General features: G+C 69.3%; 24 protein-coding genes. 12 read left to right on the forward strand and 12 right to left on the reverse strand.

The genetic code is table 11. The features are described from left to right. Positions 1–19: 19 nt before the first annotated feature. Positions 20–1,984, reverse strand: coding sequence for a M13 family metallopeptidase (locus SOM10_RS06210; RefSeq protein ID WP_320488989.1), 1,965 nt, complete (start codon positions 1,982–1,984; stop codon positions 20–22). A gap of 42 nt (positions 1,985–2,026) precedes the next feature. Further along, positions 2,027–2,587: a DUF1992 domain-containing protein gene (locus tag SOM10_RS06215; protein ID WP_072592016.1), complete on the reverse strand. Its 561-nt coding sequence runs from the start codon at positions 2,585–2,587 to the stop codon at positions 2,027–2,029. Positions 2,588–2,699: 112 nt separating this feature from the next. Here SOM10_RS06215 and SOM10_RS06220 point away from each other — a divergent pair, with 112 nt between their 5' ends. Continuing rightward, complete coding sequence (locus tag SOM10_RS06220; protein WP_072592017.1) at positions 2,700–4,019, forward strand: MATE family efflux transporter; 1,320 nt, start codon at positions 2,700–2,702, stop codon at positions 4,017–4,019. Between the two features lie 74 nt (positions 4,020–4,093). Here the strand turns inward: SOM10_RS06220 and SOM10_RS06225 are convergent, their stop codons facing one another. Together SOM10_RS06225 and SOM10_RS06230 are read right to left on the reverse strand one after the other, a co-directional pair. After that, a complete protein-coding gene (locus SOM10_RS06225; protein ID WP_053098014.1) occupies positions 4,094–4,561 on the reverse strand; it encodes a VOC family protein in 468 nt (155 codons plus the stop codon). Between the two features lie 71 nt (positions 4,562–4,632). Next, positions 4,633–5,292: a TrmH family RNA methyltransferase gene (locus tag SOM10_RS06230; RefSeq protein WP_053098015.1), complete on the reverse strand. Its 660-nt coding sequence runs from the start codon at positions 5,290–5,292 to the stop codon at positions 4,633–4,635. A gap of 69 nt (positions 5,293–5,361) precedes the next feature. Between SOM10_RS06230 and SOM10_RS06235 the strand changes: the two genes are divergently transcribed. After that, the gene (locus tag SOM10_RS06235; protein ID WP_056280409.1) at positions 5,362–6,651 is read left to right on the forward strand and encodes an Nramp family divalent metal transporter; all 1,290 of its coding nucleotides are present in this window, start codon (positions 5,362–5,364) and stop codon (positions 6,649–6,651) included. A gap of 99 nt (positions 6,652–6,750) precedes the next feature. Here the strand turns inward: SOM10_RS06235 and SOM10_RS06240 are convergent, their stop codons facing one another. After that, positions 6,751–9,312, reverse strand: a complete 2,562-nt coding sequence (locus tag SOM10_RS06240; RefSeq protein WP_414683570.1) for a rhamnogalacturonan lyase — start codon at positions 9,310–9,312, stop codon at positions 6,751–6,753. A gap of 158 nt (positions 9,313–9,470) precedes the next feature. On the opposite strand from SOM10_RS06240, the gene SOM10_RS06245 reads away from it, so the two are divergent. From SOM10_RS06245 to SOM10_RS06265, 5 genes are read left to right on the forward strand one after another with little or no spacing between them, the layout of a single operon-like run. Beyond that, positions 9,471–9,773, forward strand: a complete 303-nt coding sequence (locus tag SOM10_RS06245) for a hypothetical protein (RefSeq protein WP_053098017.1) — start codon at positions 9,471–9,473, stop codon at positions 9,771–9,773. A 14-nt stretch (positions 9,774–9,787) separates the two neighbouring features. Further along, positions 9,788–10,420 (forward strand): metal-dependent transcriptional regulator, encoded by a 633-nt coding sequence (locus SOM10_RS06250; RefSeq protein WP_056280404.1) that lies wholly within the window; start codon positions 9,788–9,790, stop codon positions 10,418–10,420. Positions 10,421–10,475: 55 nt separating this feature from the next. Next, positions 10,476–11,285: an HAD-IIA family hydrolase gene (locus tag SOM10_RS06255; protein ID WP_053098019.1), complete on the forward strand. Its 810-nt coding sequence runs from the start codon at positions 10,476–10,478 to the stop codon at positions 11,283–11,285. 1 nt (position 11,286) lies between these two features. Next, positions 11,287–11,856 (forward strand): YdeI/OmpD-associated family protein, encoded by a 570-nt coding sequence (locus tag SOM10_RS06260; RefSeq protein ID WP_053098020.1) that lies wholly within the window; start codon positions 11,287–11,289, stop codon positions 11,854–11,856. Next, positions 11,853–12,020, forward strand: a complete 168-nt coding sequence (locus SOM10_RS06265; protein ID WP_171821950.1) for a hypothetical protein — start codon at positions 11,853–11,855, stop codon at positions 12,018–12,020. The genes SOM10_RS06260 and SOM10_RS06265 overlap by 4 nt, the downstream gene beginning before the upstream one ends. A 17-nt stretch (positions 12,021–12,037) precedes the next feature. Here the strand turns inward: SOM10_RS06265 and SOM10_RS06270 are convergent, their stop codons facing one another. Then, positions 12,038–13,195: an anhydro-N-acetylmuramic acid kinase gene (locus SOM10_RS06270; RefSeq protein WP_320488995.1), complete on the reverse strand. Its 1,158-nt coding sequence runs from the start codon at positions 13,193–13,195 to the stop codon at positions 12,038–12,040. A 201-nt stretch (positions 13,196–13,396) separates the two neighbouring features. On the opposite strand from SOM10_RS06270, the gene SOM10_RS06275 reads away from it, so the two are divergent. Beyond that, positions 13,397–13,813: a hypothetical protein gene (locus SOM10_RS06275; RefSeq protein WP_320488996.1), complete on the forward strand. Its 417-nt coding sequence runs from the start codon at positions 13,397–13,399 to the stop codon at positions 13,811–13,813. 19 nt (positions 13,814–13,832) lie between these two features. On the opposite strand, the gene SOM10_RS06280 is transcribed toward SOM10_RS06275, so the two are convergent. Together SOM10_RS06280 and pyrE are read right to left on the reverse strand one after the other, a co-directional pair. Then, positions 13,833–14,735, reverse strand: a complete 903-nt coding sequence (locus tag SOM10_RS06280; RefSeq protein ID WP_320488998.1) for an ROK family protein — start codon at positions 14,733–14,735, stop codon at positions 13,833–13,835. Next, complete coding sequence (gene pyrE / locus SOM10_RS06285) at positions 14,732–15,292, reverse strand: orotate phosphoribosyltransferase (RefSeq protein ID WP_072592022.1); 561 nt, start codon at positions 15,290–15,292, stop codon at positions 14,732–14,734. The genes SOM10_RS06280 and pyrE overlap by 4 nt, the downstream gene beginning before the upstream one ends. Positions 15,293–15,329: 37 nt before the next feature. On the opposite strand from pyrE, the gene SOM10_RS06290 reads away from it, so the two are divergent. Beyond that, positions 15,330–16,175, forward strand: coding sequence for an exodeoxyribonuclease III (locus SOM10_RS06290; RefSeq protein ID WP_320489000.1), 846 nt, complete (start codon positions 15,330–15,332; stop codon positions 16,173–16,175). A 4-nt stretch (positions 16,176–16,179) separates the two neighbouring features. Continuing rightward, the gene (locus SOM10_RS06295; protein WP_320489002.1) at positions 16,180–16,995 is read left to right on the forward strand and encodes an HAD family hydrolase; all 816 of its coding nucleotides are present in this window, start codon (positions 16,180–16,182) and stop codon (positions 16,993–16,995) included. A gap of 156 nt (positions 16,996–17,151) precedes the next feature. Here the strand turns inward: SOM10_RS06295 and SOM10_RS06300 are convergent, their stop codons facing one another. The 4 genes from SOM10_RS06300 to SOM10_RS06315 are packed head-to-tail and all read right to left on the reverse strand — an operon-like array spanning position 17,152 to position 19,738. After that, the gene (locus SOM10_RS06300; RefSeq protein ID WP_187250616.1) at positions 17,152–17,778 is read right to left on the reverse strand and encodes a dihydrofolate reductase family protein; all 627 of its coding nucleotides are present in this window, start codon (positions 17,776–17,778) and stop codon (positions 17,152–17,154) included. 34 nt (positions 17,779–17,812) lie between these two features. Next, on the reverse strand, positions 17,813–18,127 hold the full coding sequence (locus SOM10_RS06305; RefSeq protein WP_320489004.1) for a winged helix-turn-helix transcriptional regulator: 315 nt from the start codon (positions 18,125–18,127) through the stop codon (positions 17,813–17,815). Beyond that, a complete protein-coding gene (locus tag SOM10_RS06310) occupies positions 18,124–18,528 on the reverse strand; it encodes a VOC family protein (RefSeq protein WP_053098028.1) in 405 nt (134 codons plus the stop codon). Before SOM10_RS06310 ends, SOM10_RS06305 begins: the two co-directional genes overlap by 4 nt. A 31-nt stretch (positions 18,529–18,559) precedes the next feature. Beyond that, positions 18,560–19,738 carry an MFS transporter gene (locus tag SOM10_RS06315; protein WP_320489007.1) on the reverse strand — a complete coding sequence of 393 codons (1,179 nt, stop codon included), beginning with the start codon at positions 19,736–19,738 and terminating at the stop codon, positions 18,560–18,562. Positions 19,739–19,841: 103 nt separating this feature from the next. Between SOM10_RS06315 and SOM10_RS06320 the strand changes: the two genes are divergently transcribed. Beyond that, positions 19,842–21,131, forward strand: a complete 1,290-nt coding sequence (locus SOM10_RS06320; protein WP_295104206.1) for a sensor histidine kinase — start codon at positions 19,842–19,844, stop codon at positions 21,129–21,131. Beyond that, positions 21,128–21,826: a response regulator transcription factor gene (locus SOM10_RS06325; protein ID WP_320489008.1), complete on the forward strand. Its 699-nt coding sequence runs from the start codon at positions 21,128–21,130 to the stop codon at positions 21,824–21,826. Before SOM10_RS06320 ends, SOM10_RS06325 begins: the two co-directional genes overlap by 4 nt. Positions 21,827–21,833: the final 7 nt, after the last annotated feature.

Here is a 21,833-nt window from a genome sequence, read left to right on the forward strand (position 1 = left end):
ATCGCCGAGGCCGGAGCGCTCACCAGATGGTCACGCGCGAGTCCTGCGGCAGCCACAGCGCATCGGTCTCGGTCACGTCGAACGCCTCGTAGAACGCATCGATGTTGCGGACGATCTGGTTGCACCGGAACTCGTTCGGAGAGTGCGGATCGATCGTGAGCAGGCGCAGCGTCTCGGCGTCGCGGCTCTTCTGCTGCCAGACCTGCGCCCACGACAGCAGGAGGCGCTGCACGCCGGTGTAGCCGTCGATGACCGGCGCCTCGGCGCCGTCGAGTGCGATCTCATACGCCTTGAGCGCGATGCCGAGACCGCCCAGGTCGCCGATGTTCTCACCGATCGTCAGCGCGCCGTTGACGTGGTGCTCGGCGGCGAGCCCCTCAGGCACGAGTTCGTCATACTGCGCGATGAGGGCCTTGGTGCGCTGCTCGAACGCGGAGCGATCGGCATCCGTCCACCAGTCCTCGAGCTTGCCGTCACCGTCGTAACGGCTGCCCTGGTCGTCGAATCCGTGACCGATCTCGTGACCGATGACCGCGCCGATGCCGCCGTAGTTGGCGGCCGCGTCGCGCGACGCGTCGAAGAACGGGTACTGCAGGATCGCCGCCGGGAACACGATCTCGTTCATCGAGGGGTTGTAGTAGGCGTTGACCATCTGCGGCGGCATGTGCCATTCGTCACGGTCGATCGGCTTGCCGACCTTCGCGACGTTGCGGTCGTGCTCGAAGATCGCCGCACGGCGCACGTTGCCGAACAGGTCGACGCGGTCGATCTCGAGGCTCGAGTAGTCGCGCCACACGGCAGGGTGCCCGATCTTCGGCGTGAAGGAGTCGAGCTTGGCGAGTGCGCGTTCGCGGGTCTCGGCCGTCATCCATTCGAGGTCGGTGATGCTCTGCCGGTAGGCCTCGATGAGGTTGCCGACGAGCTCATCCATCGCGGCCTTCGCCGTCGGCGGGTAGTGCCGCTCGACGTAGACCTTGCCGATCGCCTCGCTCAGCGCGCTCTCGGTCACCGAGACACCGCGCTTCCAGCGCTCGCGGATCGAGGGGACGCCGGTGAGCTCGGTGCCGTAGAACGAGAAGTTCTCCTGCACGAAGTCGTCGGTCAGATACGGAGCCGCGGCATGCACGACCTGGGCGCGCAGCCAGGCCTTCCACTCGTCGAGACGCTCGGCGGTCAGCAGCGACCCGAGGCCTTCGAGGAAGCTCGGCTGCGAGACCACGACCTCGGCGAACGCCTCGGGGTGGCCGGGAGCGACGGCATCGCGCCACGGCTCGAGGTCGACACCGGCGAGCTCCTGGATCTCGGCCCAGGTCTTCAGGTTGTACGTGGCGACGGCATCGCGGCTGCGCACGTTGTCCCAGTGGTGCCCGGCGAGCTCGGTCTCGAGGGCGATCGAGCGGTCGGCGGTGCCCGCGGCATCCGCGACTCCGGCGATCGCGAGCAGTCGCTCGAGGTGCGCGCGGTACGCCGCCCGGGTCTCGGCGAAGGTGTCGAGCCGGAAGTAGCTCTCGTCCGGCAGCGACAGGCCCGACTGCACGACCACCGGGAGGTAGCGCTCCGGGTTGCCCGGGTCGCCGTCGACGTAGAACCCGATCAGGTGCGCCCGGCCGTCGCGATCGTAGGCGCCGACCGTGCGCAGGAACGCGGGGATGCCGTCGATCGCGTCGATCTCGGCGAGCGTCTCGGCGAGGGGCGTCGCCCCGGCGGCGGCGATGCGCTCGGTGTCCATGAAGCTGGCGAACAGGTCGCCGATCTTGCGGGCGAGAGTGCCGGGCTCGGCATCCTGCGACTCCTCGATGATCGCCCTGACGTCCTTCTCCGCCTGCTCGGCCAGCAGATGGAAGGACCCCCACCGCGCCTTGTCGCCGGGGATCTCGGTGCGGGAGAGCCAGGCGCCGTTGACATGGCGGTAGAGGTCGTCCTGCGGGCGGATGTCGGAGCTGAACTCGGAGGTCTCAAGGCCAGAGGGAAGCACGTCGGTCATGCCGACCAGCCTATGCGTCGCTCCGACATTCGGCGGGACGGGTCACGCCCTGCGCCGGAGGCCGAACCGACGTCGCCGGGGCCGCTCCGGCGTCTCCGCAGCACGCGCCGCGAAGCGCGCCGCGCGTCGCTCGGCCCACGCCGCCACCTCGGCGTCGATGTCGCGTGGACTCGTCACGACAGGCGGACCGCCCTGCAGCTGGCGACGGGCCTCGAGCACCCGACCGTTGAAGTCCTCGAGCACCGACCGCACGTCGGCCTCGCGACCGAGCAGGTCGAGCTGGTCGTCGAGCTCGCGATCCTCGGTGCGCAACAGGATCGCCGGCGGACCGAGACCCGTCAGGTTCTCCTGCTCGATCTTGCGTCGGATCCACCAGTCGGGGTCGTGGTGCGTTCCGAGTCCCTCGAGGGGCTTGCCCGCACCGGGGAGATCGTCGAAATCGCCCCGGCGGATCGCGACCTGGATCGCCGTCTCGATGAAGGCGGCTCGATCCGTCGCTGCGGCGATGCCCGGCTCTGCACCGGACTCGCTGTCGTCCTCGCCGTCCCCCCGGCTTCGCTGCCGCGCACGGTACCGCGCCGCGGCCTCCCGTGGATCCGTCATGATGCACCTCCGTCGCATCCTGGTCCTTCCAGGGTACGACCGCACCGGATCCGGAGGGCGGAGCGGGCGTGCTGCACCGCCTGCTGTCCGCGCCAGCCCATAGGCTCGGAGGATGACCGAGCGCACTCTCAACCGCGAGATCCTGCGCCTCGCCGTCCCCGCGCTCGGCGCCCTGATCGCAGAACCGGCGTTCCTCATCGTCGACGCGGCGCTGGTCGGACATCTCGGCACGACGCCGCTCGCGGGCCTGGGCATCGCGGGTGCGGTGCTGCAGACGATCGTCGGACTCATGGTCTTCCTCGCCTACTCGACGACCCCGGCGGTGGCCCGACTGTTCGGCGCCGGCAGACCGGGCGAGGCCGTCTCGGTCGGCATCAACGGCATGTGGCTCGCCCTCGCGATCGGGGCCGTGCTCGCCGCCGCAGGCGCGGCATCCTCCCCCTGGCTGGTCTCGCTGTTCGGCGCGAGCGACGCCGTGGCCGCCGATGCCAACGCCTATCTCGTCGTCTCGATGTGGGGGCTCCCGGCGATGCTCATCGTGTTCGCCGCGACCGGGCTGCTGCGCGGGATGCAGGACACCATGACTCCCCTGTGGATCGCCGGCCTCGGGTTCGGGGCCAACGCGCTGCTCAACGTGGTGTTCATCTACGGGCTGGGCTGGGGCATCGCCGGCTCGGCGGCCGGCACGGTCGTCGCCCAGTGGGGCATGGTCGGCGCATACGTCCTCGTGATCCGGCGGCTCGCGGCGAGGCATGACGCATCGTTGAAAGCCCGACGGGACGGCATGGGCAGCACAGCGCGCTCGGGCGGCTGGCTGTTCCTGCGCACCGTGAGCCTGCGCGTCGCTCTGCTCGCGACGGTCGCCGTCGCCACCGGCATCGGCACCGAGGAGCTCGCCGGATGGCAGATCGTCTTCACGATCTTCTCGGCGGCGGCATTCGCGCTCGACGCGCTGGCGATCGCCGCACAGGCGCTGATCGGCAAAGAGCTCGGTGCCGGCGACGAGCGACAGGTGCATCGGGTGCTGAAACGCACCGTGGCCTGGGGCGCGTGGTTCGGCGTCGTGGTCGGGGCTGTCATCGCTGCACTCTCCGGAGTCCTCGGGGTCGTGTTCACCGGCGACGCCGAGATCGCGGCGCTCGTGCAGCCGGCGCTGCTGATCCTCGCGCTCGCGCAGCCGATCGCCGGGGTGGTGTTCGTGCTCGACGGAGTGCTGATGGGGGCGAACGACGCGCGCTACCTCGCGATCGCCGGCGGGATCAATCTCGTGCCGTTCCTGCCGGCACTCTGGATCATCGCCGCGAGCGGAGTCGATGCGTCAGCGGGCCTCATCTGGCTCGCCATCGCCTTCTTCGGCATCTACCTGCTCGCTCGGCTGGGCACTCTCGGCTGGCGCGTGCGCTCGGGTCGCTGGGTCACCGCCGGCGTCTAGCACTGCACGATCGCTGCGACTCCGGACGTCTACACGTATCCCGGAATCTCGGGAACTGAGGATGCCGCGAGGGATCAGGCGTTCTCGAGCTCGGCGATCACGATCTTCTTCATGTGCATGAGCGCCTGAATCTGCTCTGGCCTCTGCTGGAGCAGATCCAGACCGGCCGGCACGACCTGCCAGCTCACTCCGAACCTGTCCTTGCACCAGCCGCAGGCCTCCGAGTCCGGCACGGCCGAGAGGGCTTGCCAGTAGTGGTCGATCTCGGCCTGATCCTCGCAGCCGATCACGAAGGAGATCGACTCGTTGAACGCGAACTCGGGGCCTCCGTCGAGGCAGCCGAACGGCGAGCCGTTCAGGGTGAAGTCGCCGTTGAGGACCTTGCCGCTCATGCCCTCGAAATGTCGATCGAGCGATTCGTCGGGGTACAGGACCACCTGGTCGATCGACGAGTTCGGGAACACCGAGACGTAGTACTCCATCGCCTCCTGCGCCCGCCCGTCGAACCAGAGAAACGGGCGGATGGAACTGATCGCTGCCATGTCGACCTCCTCAGATCGGCACTCACGCTACGCCCGAGCAGGCATCGTGTCGAGAGGGTCCGACGCCGCCGTCAGCCCGCATGCCTCCGGCACCACTCGTACATGATCACCGCGGCGGCCGCGCTCGCGTTGATCGACCGGGTCGAGCCGTACTGCGTGATCTCGATGTGGGCGGATGCCGCGGCGAGCGCGGCATCCGAGAGACCCGGTCCCTCCTGACCGAACAGCAGCACGCAGCTCTGCGGCAGATCCGCGCGGTCGACGGGCACTGCGCCCTCGACGTTGTCGACGGCGACGATCGGCAGGCCTTCGGCGGTCGCCCAGGCGGTGAAGGCCTCGACGTCCTCATGGTGCACGACGTGCTGATAGCGGTCGGTGACCATGGCGCCCCGCTTGTTCCACCGGCGCCGGCCGATGATGTGCACGGTGTCTGCGAGGAACGCGTTGGCGCTGCGCACGATCGAGCCGATGTTCATGTCGTGCTGCCAGTTCTCGATGGCCACGTGGAACGGATGCCGCTTTGTGTCGAGGTCGGCGACGATCGCGTCCATCCGCCAGTAGCGGTAGCGATCGATCACGTTGCGCGTGTCTCCGACGGCCAGCAGCTCGGGGTCGTACTGCTCCCCCGCAGGCCACTCGACCTCGCCGCCGGGCCAGGGTCCGACCCCGTATCCGGGCTGGGCCGACGATCCGCCTGTCTCCGCTGCATCCGCGGGCGCCTGCTCATCCATCCAGCCAGGCTATCCGGCGCATCCGCAACAGCGATTTAGGTACACCGAAATATCCGCTACGATTTCGGCATGCCGAAAAATGCTGTCGTCGAGAAGGGGCCGACGCCCACCCGCGCCACCGCGCCCCGCAGCCTCTGGCTCCTCGGACCCGCGCTGGTCGCCGGTGTCGCGTATCTCGATCCGGGCAACGTCGCGAGCAACATGACCGCCGGCGCGCAGTACGGGTACCTGCTGGTCTGGGTCGTGGTGGCGGGCAACGTGATGGCCTGGCTGATCCAGTACCTGTCGGCGAAGCTCGGCGTCGTCACGGGGCAGAGCCTCCCCGAGGTTCTGGGTGCGCGCCTCACGAAGCCGTGGGCCCGTAGGGCCTACTGGCTGCAGGCCGAGCTCGTCGCGATGGCGACAGATCTGGCCGAGGTCATCGGCGGCGCGGTCGCCCTCTACCTTCTGTTCGACATCCCGCTGCTGCTCGGAGGGATCATCACCGGCGCCGTGTCGATGGTCCTGCTGACGGTGCAGAGCCGCCGCGGCGCTCGGCCCTTCGAGTTCGTGATCATCGGGCTCATGGTGATCATCGCGGTCGGCTTCGTCGCCGGGCTCTTCATCGCACCGCCGGATGCCGCGAGCATCGTCGGTGGCCTGGTGCCCCGTTTCGAGGGCACCGGATCGGTGCTCCTCGCCGCCTCCATCCTCGGCGCGACGATCATGCCGCACGCGATCTACGCGCACTCCTCGCTCACGCGCGATCGGTTCGGTGCCGCGGCGGCGCACGGGCCGACGGAGACTGCGCGAACCGAGACCTCGCGCATCCGTCGCCTGCTCACGGCGACCCGCTGGGACGTCTCGATCGCGATGGTGATCGCGGGCACCGTCAACCTCGGCATCCTGCTGCTCGCGGCCGCCAACCTGGCCGGTGTCGAGGGGACGGATTCGCTCGAAGGCGCCCATGCCGCGCTCGCCGCGGGACTCGGGCCTGTCGTCGCGACCTTCTTCGCGGTCGGGCTGCTGGCCTCCGGTCTCGCCTCGACATCCGTCGGTGCATACGCGGGAGCGGAGATCATGCACGGCCTGTTGCACGTGCGCATCCCGCTTCTCGCGCGTCGACTCGTGACCCTGATCCCCGCGCTGGTGATCCTCGGCATCGGCTTCGATCCCACGCTGGCGCTGGTGCTCAGCCAGGTCGTCCTCTCATTCGGCATCCCGTTCGCGCTGATCCCCCTCGTCGCGCTCACCGCGCAGCGTCGCACGCTCGGCGTCTGGGCGAATCGCACCTGGACGACGGCGGCGGGCATCGTGGCATCCGTTCTGCTCATCGCGCTCAATGGCGCCCTGCTCTGGTTGGTGCTGACGGGCGCCTGAGCGACCGGCCTCGCGCGCGCAGCACGACCCTTGCGCGCAGAACCGCCCCGAGCCGGCACGGGAAGAGTCGACTCGGGGCGGCGTCCTGTCACCGCGCCGTCAGCGAGAGCGGAGAGTCTCGGTCCACTGCGAGGTCGCGCCGTCGGCGATGCGCCGTCCGGGCTCGGGGACGGCGACGACGGTCACCTCTCCCGTCACCTTCACCTTGCCGCCCCGCGCCTCGACCTTCTCGCCGTTGACGTAGTAGCTGATTCCTGTCACGTTCTTCGGCACCTTCACCTCGTCGCGGGAGGTGCCCGGCTTGTCGGTGAAGGTCGGAGCCTTCGGAGTCGTCGGCGCGGTCAGCACCGGCACCTGAGACCAGTCGATGTCGCGCGCCAGGTAGTACGAGGTGTACGCGGGCTGGTTGTAGGTGGTCTGCTGACGCGCGGTCTCGGCCCGGTACTGCACGTCGTGCATCAGGGTCGTGAGCTTGTGCGCCGTCGGCTCGGTCGTCGTGAAGAACCGCAGCGCGCTCGAGTCCGCGGTGCGCACGAGCAGCTCCTCACGCCAGTCCCCCAGCACATCGGCGACGAGCGACGGGTTGCCTTTCGTGCCGTTGTTCGTGAGCGTTCCGGTCGCGGTGACCAGCGTCCCGCGGGTCCAGTCGTCGATGGTCGGCGTCTGGGCGCCGCTGCCGTTCACGAGCTGCGTCGTCAGGTCGCCCGCCCAGCGGATCGACATGTTGGTGCCTGGCGTCTCCGGCTGCAGCACCTCGCCGGTCGCGCTCAGGAGTCCGCTGCCCTCGGTGCCGCCTGGCATGCTCGACCACACCTCGATACCCGGCACGTCGGGACGCACGTCGCCGATCATGGCGCGACCGGTGTCGCGACCCGAGTACGCCCCGAACAGGGACTCTCCGGTCGCGGCATCACGCATCACCGACCCGTACGGTGCGCTCGTCGCACCCTCGTGGGCCGTCCAGATCTCGAGGCCGGGGCGGCTGGGGTCGATATCGGTCACGTGCATGGCGTCGCCATGGCCCAGGCGCACGGTCGCCCCGGGATCGGCGCTGCCCTCGGGGAGCACGTCGAACGAGCTGTACAGCAGGCTGCCGTCGTCGTCGATCGTCGCCGATCCGTAGACGAGCTCCTGCTTTCCGTCGGCATCCACGTCGGCGAAGCTCAGCGAGTGATCGCCCTGCGTCGTGATCGTGCCGAACTCGGGGTCGGTGCCGTCACGGCCATGCGGGGAGTCGTTGAACGGGTTCGTCATCGGCACGTGGCCGCTGTCGACGTCCCACCGCTCCGTGAGGCGCTTGCCGTCCCAGTCGAAGGCCGTGACGGTCGTGCGCGTGTAGTACCCGCGAGCGAAGACGGCCGACGGATGCTGCCCGTCGAGGTATCCGACGCCGGCGAGGAAGCGGTCGACGCGGTTCGCCGGCTCGATGCGCGACATCGCGTAGTCACCCCACAGCAGTCCGTCGTCTCCTCGCTCGGTCGGATACGGGATGGTCTGCAGCTCCTTGCCGGTCGCGCTGTCGAAGACCGTGAGGTACTCGGGTCCGTCGACGATGAAGCCCTCGAACTCCCGCAGCAGGTTGCGCGCGCTGCGGCTCGGCGCGTACACGTCGATGAAGGTGGTCGCCAGTTCCTGCGCGGCCTCCGGCGAGAGCGGGTAGTCGTGCGTCACGGGCATGCCCCACGCCTCTTCGAGAGTGGCCGGCCACTGGCCCGACACGACCTCCTCGCGGTCACTCCACCCGAGGAACATCTCGACCAGACGCTGCTCGTAGTCCGCGGCACTCAGGCGGTAGTCGTCGTCGTTCGAGTACCCGGCCTTGCGGTCGTCCTTGGGGAGAGTGATGTACGACTCGCTCGCGACCGAGCCGTCGTCGGCATACTGCACCGACTTCGTGCCGGGCGCCGTCTTCAGCATGGTCTCGGACCGGCCGTCGCCGTCGAAGTCGTAGACGAGGAACTGCGTGTAGTGCGCTCCGGCGCGGATGTTCACGCCGAGGTCCAGGCGATTCAGCAGCGTTCCGTCGAGTTCGTAGGTGTCGAGATAGACCGGCCCGGTGTAGCCGCGCTGCGAGACGTCCTTCGAGTTCGAGGGGTCCCACTTCACGACGTACTCGTACTGCCCATCCCCGTCGACGTCGCCGACCGAGACATCGTTCGCCGAGTAGGTGTAGGCCTCGCCCTTCGGCGTCACCCCGTCGGCCGGCTTCTGCAGGGGCAGGTCGTGGTGACCGTCGGCCCAGGCGGTGACGGATGCCGACGCGGATGCCGTCAGCTCGATGCCGCTCACGATCGGGACGACGGAGTACTCCGAGGTGGCGCAGCCGCCGGCATCCGCGTAGTTCGTGCTGTCGGTGACCGTGGCGACCTTCGCGCCGTCGCGATAGACGGCGAAGTCGGGGCCGGCGAGGCCGGTCTCGGTCGCGCCCGTCGTCTCGGTCGCAAGGAGTCGCCAGCTGAGGAAGATGCCCTCGGCGGTCGAGACGGCGACGAGTCCGCGGTCGAGCGACTCGAGTTGCGGTGCCGGGGTGCCGTGATCGTGGCGACCCGCGGCCGGGGCTGCGGGTGACGCCGCTGCCGCGCTCTGCGCACCGCCCGCGACGAGGCAGCCGGCAGCGGCCAGCGCCACGACGGCGCGGAATGATCGGTGTCGGATGTTCATCATCGAAATCCATCTCTGGGCCTGCAGCCCGCTCGGATAGCGTTTTCCCGTGCCCGGTCGAAGCTACCCGCCGCGCTCCTCTCGCGTCAAGGAATCGGGCCCGATTGACACGATTCACAGCGTCCACGGCGCCCTCGCCAGGCGATTAGGCTCGAAGGATGTCTGCCGAACCCGCGCGCCGCACCGTCCGCATCCTCACGTGGACCGGCATCGCGACCGGCGTGATCGGAGGCCTCCTCGTCGCCTTCCCGACCGTGCTTCCGTTCGGCGGCCCGTGGGTGCAGCTGGCGCTGGGCATCGCGACGCTGGTGCTGGCCTTCCGCGCCCGCAAGATCGGCATCGCCGAGATCGAAGGGTTCGACGGACGCCTCTCGCTCTTCGCCGCTCTGCTGGGCTTCCTCATCGTGTTCTTCGCCGGCCAGGTCGCCTTCGGCATCCTCGTCGACGTCGCGAACCCCTGATCTAGGCTGGACGAGTGGCATCCCCCGCAGCAGACGACTACCTGAAGACCGTCTACGCGCACACCGAGTGGCAGGACGCGCCGATCACCCCGTCGGTGCTCGCGGCGAAGCTCGGCATCGCTCCGTCTTCGGTGACCGAGATGGTCAAGAAGCTCGCCGCCGCGGGCCTCGTCTCGCACGTGCCCTACGGTGCGGTTCGGCTGACCGATGCCGGCACGCAGCGTGCCCTGGCCATGGTGCGACGCCACCGCCTGATCGAGACCTGGCTGGTGCAGGAGTTCGGCTACGGCTGGGACGAGGTGCACGACGAGGCCGAAGTGCTCGAGCACACGATCAGCGACCGCCTTCTCGAGGGCATCGACGCACGCCTCGGCCGGCCACGATTCGACCCGCACGGCGACGCGATCCCGGATGCCGCGGGCGTCGTCGAACGCGAGCCCTTCATCCTTCTCGCCGACGCGCCGGTGGGTCACGTCGGCCGCGTGCTGCGCGTCGACGACCGCGACCCCGAGCTGCTGCGCGCCCTCGAGGCGGCTGGCGTCGCCGTCGCGGCGAGCATCACGACCACGGACCAGGGCATCGAGCTAGACGGCGTCGAGACCACGCTTCCTGACGGCGCCGCAGAGGTGGTCTGGCTCAGCGCCTGACAGCCTCGCCACAACCTGACACCTGCCCGTAATCGCCGCCCCATAAGCTGTGCTCATGGCACACCGCGACAACATCGAATGCTGGCTGACCGACATGGACGGCGTGCTCGTGCATGAGAACGACGCCATTCCCGGCGCGTCCGAGCTGCTCGCCGGGTGGGAGCAGAACGACATCCCGTACCTCGTGCTGACGAACAACTCGATCTTCACGGCACGAGACCTGTCGGCCCGCCTCCGCGCCAGCGGACTCGTCGTGCCCGAGGAGCGGATCTGGACCTCGGCGCTGGCCACCGCGGACTTCCTCGCGCAGCAGCTGCCGGGCGGTTCAGCCTTCGTGATCGGCGAGGCGGGCATCCTCACGGCCCTGCACGAGGCCGGGTTCATCATGACCGAGACGAATCCCGACTTCGTGGTCGTCGGCGAGACTCGCAACTACTCGTTCGAGGCGATCACCAAGGCGATCCGACTCATCATCAAGGGCGCGCGCTTCATCGTGACGAACCCCGATGCGACGGGCCCCTCGGCCGACGGAGTCATGCCGGCGACCGGCGCGATCGCGGCGCTCATCACCAAGGCGACGGGCAAGGAGCCGTATGTCGTCGGCAAGCCGAATCCGATGATGTTCCGCTCGGCGCTCAACAAGATCGGCGCGCACTCGAAGAAGACCGGCATGATCGGCGACCGGATGGACACCGACATCATCGCCGGCATCGAGGCGGGGCTGCACACCGTGCTCGTGATGACCGGCATCAGCGACGAGGCCGAGGTCGAGAAGTATCCGTTCCGGCCCGACGAGATCGTCGACTCGGTCGCCGACCTGCTGCCCACCGTCACCGAGTCGATTCCGACGCTCGACGAGGACTGACGTGGGCGCGCTCGACGAAGGAGAGCGGGTCGTCGCAGCGGATGCGTCCGCGTGGCGCGCCTGGCTCGAGGAGCATCATGAGCGCATCGCGGGAGTCTGGCTGCTGAGCGTTCGCGGCAACCGGGCCGGAGGTGTCGGATACGACGATGCCGTGCGTCAGGCTCTGTGCTTCGGATGGATCGACGGTCCGGTGCGCACCTTCGACGACCAGACGGTGGGCCAGTGGTTCTCACCCCGACGACGCGGCAGCGGATGGGCAGCGACGAACAAGGCGAGACTGATCGACCTCGAGGCCGCCGGACAGCTCGCACCGGCCGGCATCCGCGTGCTCGAGTCCGCGAAGGCGGACGGGTCGTGGACCTTGCTCGACGGCCCGGAAGCCGGGATCGAGCCGCCCGAACTGACGGAGGCGCTGGATGCCCTGCCCGCCGCGCGGGCCCACTGGGACGCCTTTCCGAAGTCGGTCAAGAAGTTCGGCCTGACGCACATCGCGATGGCGAAGCGTGCCGAGACGCGGTCCGCTCGGATCGCCAAGATCGTGGCGGATGCCGCGGAGGGGAAACGCCCATGAACCAGTCCGACCTGCTGTTCCTGGTGATCTTCCTGATCCTCCTCAGCACGCTGACCGTGTGGGTGGTGCAGTTCTTCCGCTCACGACGTCGTGGAGGCGGCGGGGGCGATGGGCGCGCCGGCTGGTGGGAAGGCCCCTGGGACGACGACGACCGCAAGCGCTGAGCGCCCCGATCCCTCGATCAGCGCAGCGTCAGGCTGCGCACTCTATCCACGGGCTCCGGCATCCGCAGCGGACCCGCACCGGGTGTGATGGTGCCGAGGATTCGGGCTTCCCGCGCTCCGGTGCCGCCGGGCGTCACGGCCGCGACGCCATGCAACGTGCACCATCCGATCAGCGCGAACAGGATCGCCTCCTTGCTGTCGACCGGGGCGCCGAGCTCGTCGGCGAGCACCACCTCGATGTCGGGGAGCGCCTCACGCAGACCCTGCATGATGAGCGGGTTGTGGCACCCGCCACCCGAGACAGCCAGGAAGCGGATGCCGGCGGTGCGGATGTCGTGTGCGACGGTGCGGACCGTGAGCTCGGTGAGCGTCCGGATCAGGTCGGCCGGCGCGATGCCGGGTCGCATGCGGTCGACGTGCGCACGCACATAGTCGAGGTGAAAATGCTCCTTGCCCGTGCTCTTGGGCGCGGGCAGGGCGTAGTACGGGTCGGCGAGCAGCTCGGCGAGCAGCACGTCGTCGACGGTGCCGGTGCGAGCGATCGCGGCATCCGCGTCGTAGCCTCGGTCGTTCAGCCCCTCGGCGACGACCACCGCGTCGACCAGTGCATTCGCCGGGCCGATGTCGTAGGCCGACAGACCGTCGGGACCGACCACGGTCACGTTCGCGATGCCGCCGAGGTTCACCGCCGCCGAGACTCCCGCCCGACCGCGCAGCAGCAGCTCATCGAGGAACGACACGAGCGGTGCACCGTGGCCGCCCGCAGTGATGTCACGAATGCGCACGTCCGACACCACGGGTGCGCCGACCCGCTCGGCGATCCACGCCGGCTGCCCGATCTGCAGGGTGCCGAGCGCGTGGCCGTCGGCGACCCAGTGGAAGACGGTCTGGCCGTGCGTGCACACGGCATCCACTCCCCCGACGACGTCGGATGCCGTGGCGGCGACCTCGGCGAAGGCCTGGCCGATCAGGGTGTCGAGCTCGCAGACCTCGGCGAACGTCGTGGGCGTCGGAGGCAGCGCCGCGACGAGTCGGGCCCGCAGGTCGGGGGCGTACGGCACGCTGTCTTCGTGCAGCACCGTGCCGCGCAGCGCTCCGTCGCTCTCTGCGAAGTCCACGACCGTGACGTCGATGCCGTCGTGTGAGGTGCCCGAGAGCAGTCCGAGTACGCGCATGCGTGTTCCTTCCGTCGCCTGCTACGAGCGTAGGCCGGTTTTGTTAGGGAGGCGAACGGAAAGCATCGATCTTTTCTGCACGATCATCTTCTGGACCGCGTTCTCCCCCGTGCCCGAAGGATGACCCGCACCGCAGACGGCCCCGGTCGTCGCCCGCGTAGCATTCTGCGAGACCCCACCCTCCACCCCCAGAATGGGAGCATGTTCGTGTCCGCCGAGATCATCACGATCGTCATCAGCGCCGTCGGCCTCCTGCTGGCTCTGGGCGGCACCATGTTCGCGGGCTTCGCCTGGTGCATCCGCCGATCCGACTCCCTCCGCACCGATCTCGTCGGCGTCGAGACGTCGCTCGGTACGCGTATCGACGGAGTGGAACAGAGGCTCACGGCACGCATCAACGGCGTCGAAGAGAAACTCACCGCACGCATCGACGGCGTCGAAGGGAAACTCACCGCACGCATCGACGGAGTCGAACAGAGGCTCACGGCACGCATCGACGGAGTCGAGAAGAAACTCACGGCACGCATCGACGGAGTCGCCGCCGACGTCACCGAACTCAAGGTCGCGGTGGCCCGACTCGAAGGGCCGCAGCGTCACCTGATAGTCGCGGCCCGCTGATTCCCCGGTGACCGGCAGGTCAGCGTAGGACGAGCGCCGCGGCACCGATGAGCGGCCCCTCGTCGCCGAGTCCCGAGCGCACGACCCGGGTACGCCGCGAGTACTCGTGCGCGGCACTTGCCGTGAGCGCCTGCTGCACGAGGTCGATGTAGTCGGCGGACACGCGAGAGAACCCGCCGCCGATCGCGACCATGTCGAGGTCGACGAGGGTCGCGGCATCCGCGAGCGCTTCTCCGACCGCCTTCGCCGACCGCTCGATGGCCGCGCGGGCGACGGCGTCGCCCGCGGCGGCATCCCGAGCCAGGTCCTCGCCGGTGGCTCCGGTCCAGCCCTGTTGCTGAGCCCAGGCGGCGCTCGCGGGCCCCGAGGCGATCTCCTCGAGGGTGAGCCCGCCTTCGCGACGCACCTGTCCGAGATGCCCGGCATTGCCGGTGGCTCCGGGAATGTACGCGCCGTTCACGACGAACCCTCCGCCGACGCCGGTCGAGACGACGATCGACAGCGAGGCACCGGCATCCTGCGTGGCGCCGAGCCAGGATTCCGCCAGGGCGAGCGCGCCACCGTCATGGCCGAGGACGGTCGGAACCTCGCGGCCGAGCGCAGCGGATGCCACCGAGCGCACCGACTCCGCAAGACCGAAGCCCCGCGCGAGCGGCATGTTCACCGGCATGATCGCTCCGGCGGCACGGTCGATGGGTCCGGCGCTTCCGGCACCGGCGCCCACGAGGTCGGCATCCGCCGGCAACGCGGCCAGAGCGTGGGTCACGATCGAGATCACCGCGTCGTTCAGCGACTCGAGCGTCGCCTGGCGCCCGGTCGCCTGTCGCGAGCGGCTGCCGCCGACGAGCACACCGTGCTCGTCCACGAGCGCGGCCTCCATCTTCGTGCCGCCGACGTCGACGGCCAGCGCGTAGCGGGTCACTGGGGGTCGAGTCCGAGGTCGTCGAGGTCGAAGGCGGCACGCCATTCAAGACCCTCGGCTTCGATCGCGGCCTGGGCGCCCGTCTTGCGGTCGACGATCACGGCGACGGCGACGATCTCGGCCCCTTCCTTGCGCAGCGCCTCGACGGCCTTGAGCGCGGACTGCCCGGTGGTCGAGGTGTCTTCGAGCACGACGACGCGCTTGCCGGCGACGTCTGCACCCTCGATCTGGCGACCGCGGCCGTGGTCCTTCGGCTCCTTGCGCACGACGAACGCGTCGAGCGGCTTGTCGGCGGCGACCGAGGCGTGCAGCACCGCGTTCGCGATGGGGTCGGCGCCGAGGGTCAGGCCGCCGACCGCCACGACGTCGAGGTCGCCGATGAGGTCGAGCATGATGCGACCGATCGCCGGTGCCGCGCGGTGGTCGAGGGTGAGCTTGCGCATGTCGACGTAGTACGTCGCCTTCTTGCCGCTCGAGAGCGTGAAGTCTCCGTGGAACACCGCCTCGTCCTTGATCAGGTCGAGAAGGGTCTGGCGGTCTGCGTCGAGTGCGGTCACGGCATCCAGTGTAGGAGGCAAGGCCTAGGCTTGACGCATGCGCTTGGCCACCTGGAACGTCAACTCCATCCGCACCCGTGTCACCCGCACCGTCGAGTTCGCCGTCCGAGAGGACATCGACGTGCTGGCGATGCAGGAGATCAAGTGCAAACCCGAGCAGTTCCCTTACGGGCCGTTCGAAGAAGCCGGCTACCACGTCGAGGTCCACGGCCTGAATCAATGGAACGGCGTCGCGATCGCCAGCCGCCTGCCGATCACCGACGTCCGCACGTCTTTCGACGGCATGCCGGGCTTCGCCAAGGGACACGAGGGACCGGATGCACCGCTCGAAGCACGTGCGCTCGGCGTGCTCGTCGACGGTGTGCGCGTGTGGAGCCTGTACGTGCCGAACGGCCGCTCGCTCGACGACCCGCACTACGCCTACAAGCTGCACTGGCTCGAGGAGCTGAAGAGGTCCACGGCGGCAGAGCTCTCGGCGAACCCCGAACTGCCGCTCGCTCTGGTGGGCGACTTCAACATCATCCCGTTCGACGCCGACAACGGCGACCCCGACATCGTCGAGGGCGTCTCGACGCACGTCTCGCCGCAGGAGCGTCAGGCCTTCTTCGCGCTCGCCGACGCGGGTCTGACCGACGTCGTCCGCCCGCTGCTTCCCGAGGGCTACACCTACTGGGACTACCAGCGTCTGAAGTTCCCTCGCAACGAGGGCATCCGCATCGACTTCATCCTCGGCTCGAGGACACTCGCCGAGGCGGTCACCGGGGCGTCGATCCACCGCGAAGAGCGCAAGGGCGAGCAGCCCAGTGACCACGTCCCCGTGGTCGTCGAGTTCGACCTCGGCGGGGCCGAGGAAGACGACGACCTGCCGATGATCTTCTCCTGAGACTGTGACCGTCCGCCTGATCGCGACCGATCTCGACGGGACACTGCTCGACTCCTCGTCATCGGTCACGCGGCGCACCCGCGCGGCCCTCGACGCGGCGCGCGCCCGTGGCATCCACGTCGTCCCGGTGACCGCTCGTCAGCCGATAGGTCTACGCGCGCTCGCGGACGGCGCGGGCTTCGACGGCTGGGCGCTGTGCAGCAACGGCGCCTACGCGACACATCTCGTCGACGGACGGATGCTGTTCGCGGAAGAGCTTCCGGCAGAGACGATCCGCACCCTGGCCGAGGCGCTGCGCGCCAGCATCCCCGGACTGCTGTTCGCGAGCGTGCGTGAGGGCGGCGAGACGTTCGTCGCGCAGCACGGCTATGCCGAGATCGCCGATCTCGCCGACCACAAACGCGATCCACGCACGATGGGCGGCGTCGAACTCGATCATGTGCTGGCCGCACCCAGCCTCAAGCTCGTGATCCGGCACCCAGAACTCGCCCCGACGGCGTTGTTCGACGCGCTGCGCGACCTCGGGCTGACCGGTTTCGAGGCGACGCTCTCAGGCGCCCCGTTCGTCGAGGTCATGGCCGAGGGCGTGACCAAAGCCACCGGGCTCGCGCGCCTCTGCGAGCACTTGGAGATCGACCGCCGCGATGTGATCGCTTTCGGCGACGCCCTCAACGACGTCGAGATGCTGCGCTGGGCCGGCCACGGTGTGGCGATGGCCGGCGCGGCGGACGTCGTGCAGGACGCCGCGGATGAGACGACCACCTCGAACGACGACGACGGGGTGGCGAGGGTGATCGAGCGGGTGCTCGGCGCCCGCTGAGCAGGACAGTGAGAACCCGGCCCCTTCCGCAGAAGTCACCGGGTCCTCGTCGCCAATGCGGTCAGCTGTGCACGCGCCGACGACGCACGAGTGGCCGCGTTGAGTTGAAGCTATCGGATCGCCACGCAGGAGAGAAGAAGCGGGCGATATACCGTTTCAGTCCTCGAAGGTGCCGACCTCGGGCACCCGATCCGTCCGTCCGTAGCGCAGCAGCAGCACTCCGCTGTCGTCGGCGACCGGCGCCTCGAGCAGCCGCAGCACCGCCGGCTCGGCGCCGTCGTCGAAGACCTTCTTGCCCGTGCCGAGGAGGATCGGATAGACCCACAGGTTGAGCTCGTCGAACAGACCCTCAGCCAGCAGCGAGTGCGCGAGGTCGATGCTGCCGATCACGTGCACCTCGTCGTGCCGCTCGCGCATCGCGGCGATCTCCGCGGCGAGATCGTCTCCGACGCGCTCGCTGCCCTTCCACGACAGATCGAGGTCGGCATCCCGTGTCGCCACATACTTCGGGACCCGATCGAAGAGCCTGCCGATCTCCCCCGACGGACCGTCGGTGTGATGCGGCCAATACGCGGCGAAGATGTCGTACGTGCGGCGCCCGAGCAGCAGCGCATCGAGTCCCTGCATCCCCCGCTGCACCTGGGGCCCCATCCCCGACGACGGATACCCCGCCTGCCAACCGCTGAACTCGAAGCCTCCGGACGGATCCTCGTCGATGCCGCCCGGCCCTTGCGCGACGCCGTCGAGCGTCATGAAGAGGTCGATCAGAATGCGTCCGGTCATCAGAGTGCTCCTTCGCACGAGAGGGCGGCGATGTTCACAGTATGCGCTCGTTCTGCTCGGTGGGCGGGGTCGACTCTTCCTCTCCCCAGCGGCCGAGAGCCTCGATCGCCTCCCGCAATGCGACGCCTCGCTCGGTGAGGGCATAGGCGCGCGTGTTGTGCCGCAGGGGCAGTCGCCGCAGCACTCCGGCCGCTTCGAGCTCGCGCAGACGTGTCGCGAGGATGTTCGTCGGAGCTCCGAGCTCACGCTGCAGATCGCCGTATCTCTGCGGCCCGTCGAGCAGCTTCTCGACGATGAGCAGGGCCCAGCGGGCACCGACGACGTCGAGGGCTGCGGCGAGGTCGCTCACGCGCCCGGATCGGCGTCCGGCTTCATCCAGAACGGCGAGTAGTGATAGCCGTCCGGATCGTCGAACTGGCGCTGATACATGAAGGGGTAGTCGTCGGTGTCGCCGATCCGACCGCCGGCGGCAGCCGCGCGGTCGACGAGCTCGTCGACCGCCTCACGACTGTCGAGGTCGAACGAGACAGTGACCTTCGAGGGGGTGTCAGGGCCGCCGATCACGTCTTCCGTGCCGCCGACGCTCGCATACATCTCGCGGCTGCCGAGCATCACGTACTGCTCGGGCGCGATCATGAAGCACGACACATTGTGATCGGACATCTCGGCGTTGAGGGTCCAGCCGAGAGCGGTGTAGAACGCGGTGGCCCGGTCGACGCTCTCGACGGGGCAGGTGATGAAGAGGCTCATGCGCCAACACTTGCAAAATACAAGTGACGCGTCAAGAGCCTCCGTGGTCCCGCCGCAATCCCACCAGTGCGAGCACTCCGGCTCCGGCCGTGAGCGCGGCCACCGCCGCGAGACCGACGCCGGGGACGGATGCCGTCGCCACGGCGCCCGCCACGAGAGGACCACCCGCATCTCCCAGCTCGCGTCCGAGTTCGGCGCTGCCCATCGTGCGGCCCATCCGCTCCGGCGGGGTCGATGCGGCCAGGTGCGAGAACGCGATCGGCGTCGCGACCCCGACGCCGATGCCGACCAGCAGCGCGGTGACGACGAGTGCGGCCGGAGTCTGCGTGACCGCGGCGAGCGCGATGCCGGCCGCGATCAGCGCCAGGCCGCCGACGGCGCCTGTGCGCACCGAGATGCGCCCGCGGTCATGCGCGGCGCCCACGAACGGCTGAGCCACGCTCGACGCGATCGCGAGCACGGTCACGATGGCCATGCTCCAGACGATGTCGAGCCCGGCCTGCCGCCCGAGCAGCGGGAGGAATCCGACGGCGACCGCCAGGGCGCCGGTCGTCGCCGCCAGCACCAGGGTCGGGACGAGGAATCCGGGCGCGATCAGCTCTCGACCGAGATCGACGAGCGTGACTCGCTTGCGGGGCAGCACGGCGACCCGTGGCACCGCTGCAGCGACCCACAGTGCAGCGCCGAGACCGAGCACGGCGAGCGCCCAGAACAGCGCGGGCAGGCCGCCCCAGACCACGAGCACGGCGCCGATCAGCGGACCGAGCGCGTAGCCGAGACTCTTCCACGAGCCGTAGCGACCGAAGTACTTCCCGCGGGTGGCATCGTCGGTGAGCCGGGCGACGGCAGCCGACGACGACGGCGAGAAGGCTGATGCCGCCGCACCCTGCCCGAATCGACCGATGACGAGTCCGAGCATGCCGGGAACCACGGCGCCGACGACCGAGAACGCCGAGAACGCGAGGAGGCCGCCGATGATGACAGGGCGCACGCCCACCCGGTCGCTCAGCGCGCCGAACAGCGGCTTGAGCAGCACCTCGGCGAGGTCGTAGAGCGCGAGGGTGAGCCCGAACGCGAGCAGCGTCCACCCGATGTCCTCGGTCTCCGCGCCCAGCGCCGCCGCGATGCCGTGGGCCCCGAAAGCGGTGGTGAATCCGGCGAGGTAGAGCGGGGCGAGGCGGGGCTTCGCGGTGTGCGGAGTCGAGGTCACGCTCGATTCTCGCAGGATCGCTTGTCTGCACGTCACCACGGCCCCGCCACGATCCCCCGTGCGGGGGATGCCGCCGCATCCGCCCCGGCTCTACGGTAAGAGGATGTCTGCAGCGCCGTTCACCCGCATCCCCAGCGTCCGCGAGCAGCGCAGCGACCTCGTGCTCGCGGCGGTCATGTTCGTCGGCGCCGTCCTCAGCGCCGCTCTCTCGACCGTGGCCGACATCTACGGCGACACCCGGGCAGAACCGTGGACGGCTCTCGTCTACGCGGTCGCGGTCACCGCACCGCTGGCCGTGCGTCGGCGCTGGCCGGCCCCGGTCGCGATCGCCGTGTCGCTGGCATACTTCCTCGCCATCTCGTTCCAGGTGCCCGAGATCTATGTCGGCAACATCGCCATGTTCGTGTCGCTCTATACGGTCGGCGCCTGGATGAACAACCGCCGGGCCGCGATGATCGTGCGCGTCGGCATCATCCTCGGCATGTTCGTCTGGCTGATCATCACGATGTACCGCGAAGCCATCGAAGAGGCGGCGAAGGCCGAGGTCGCGGCGGGACTCCTGTCTCCGTACCTCGCGTTCATGCTCATCCAGCTGCTGCTGAACGTGCTGTACTTCGGCGGCGCCTACTACTTCGGCGAGCGCTCCTGGCACGCCGCACGCGAACGCGCGGTGCTCGAGCAGCGCACGGCCGAACTCGAGCAGGAGCGCGAGGTGACCGCGGCGCAGGCCGTCGCCCTCGACCGCGTGCGCATCGCCCGAGAGCTGCATGACGTGGTCGCCCATCACGTGTCGGTCATGGGCGTGCAGGCGGGCGCCGCTCGTCTCGTGATCGATCAGGACCCTGCGAAGACCACGAGCATCCTCAGCGGCATCGAGGACTCCGCGCGCGATGCGATCCACGAGCTGCGGCAGTTGCTCGAGACGCTTCGCACACCCGGCGGCGAGACGGCGGATGCCGCGTCGACCGTGACGCTCGACGACATCCGCTCGTTGGTCGACGCGTCGTCGGAGGCGGGACTGCCCACCGACTATGCGGTGATCGGCACCCCGAGGCCCGTGCCCTCGGTCGTGTCCGTGAACCTGTATCGCATCACCCAGGAGTCGCTCACGAATGCTCGGCGCCATGCCGGCGTCGGCGCGACCGCCGATGTGCGCGTGCGCTACGACGATGACGGGGTCGAGGTCGAGATCGTCAACACCGGTCGCGCCGTGGCCGTGCTTCGCCCCGGACTCGGTCAGCTGGGCATGCGCGAGCGCGCCGCGGCATCCGGTGGCACGCTCGACGTCGCTCCTCGCGCGGCGGGAGGTCTGCGGGTGCGGGCTCGAGTTCCGCTGACCGGCGCCGGCGGCGCGCAGGCCGCGTCGCCGATCGAGACGGGTGTCTCCACATGAGCGGGTCCGACGCACCCATCCGCGTTCTGCTCGTCGACGATCACGCGATGCTGCGAGCCGGATTCCGGACGATCCTCGACACGCAACCCGACATCACGGTGGTCGGCGAGGCGGCGACCGGCGCCGACGCCGTGGCGCAGGCATCCGCTCTGCGCCCCGACGTCATCACGATGGACGTGCAGATGCCCGACATGGACGGCATCGAGGCCACTCGGCGGATCGTCGCCGACCCGGAGGTCGGCGCGGCCATCGCGATCGTCACGACGTTCGATCGCGACGACTACCTCTATCAGGCGCTGGACGCGGGTGCGAGTGGCTTCCTGCTCAAGAACGCCGGCGCCGAGGATCTCATCGCCGCGGTGCGGGCCCTCGCCGCGGGCGACGGGATGCTCGCACCCGAGGTCACACGACGCGTACTGGCTCGGTTCACGACGGCACCCGGACCGGCATCCGGACCGGCATCCGCCTCCGCGCCATCGCAGGTCGCAGCGACCGTGCTCGCCGACCCGCTCACCGACCGCGAGGCCGAGGTGCTCGTGCTGCTGGCCGATGCGCGCAGCAACGCCGAGATCGCGAGCGCCCTGTTCATCGGAGAGGCGACGGTGAAGACGCACGTGTCGCGCATCCTGCAGAAGCTCGGCGCGCGCGACCGCGTGCAGGCCGTCGTCCTCGCGCACCGGATGGGATTGGCGTGACCTCGAC

The organism is Microbacterium sp. CFBP9023 (genome assembly GCF_034045055.1).
In the GTDB taxonomy this organism is placed as follows: Bacteria; Actinomycetota; Actinomycetes; order Actinomycetales; family Microbacteriaceae; genus Microbacterium.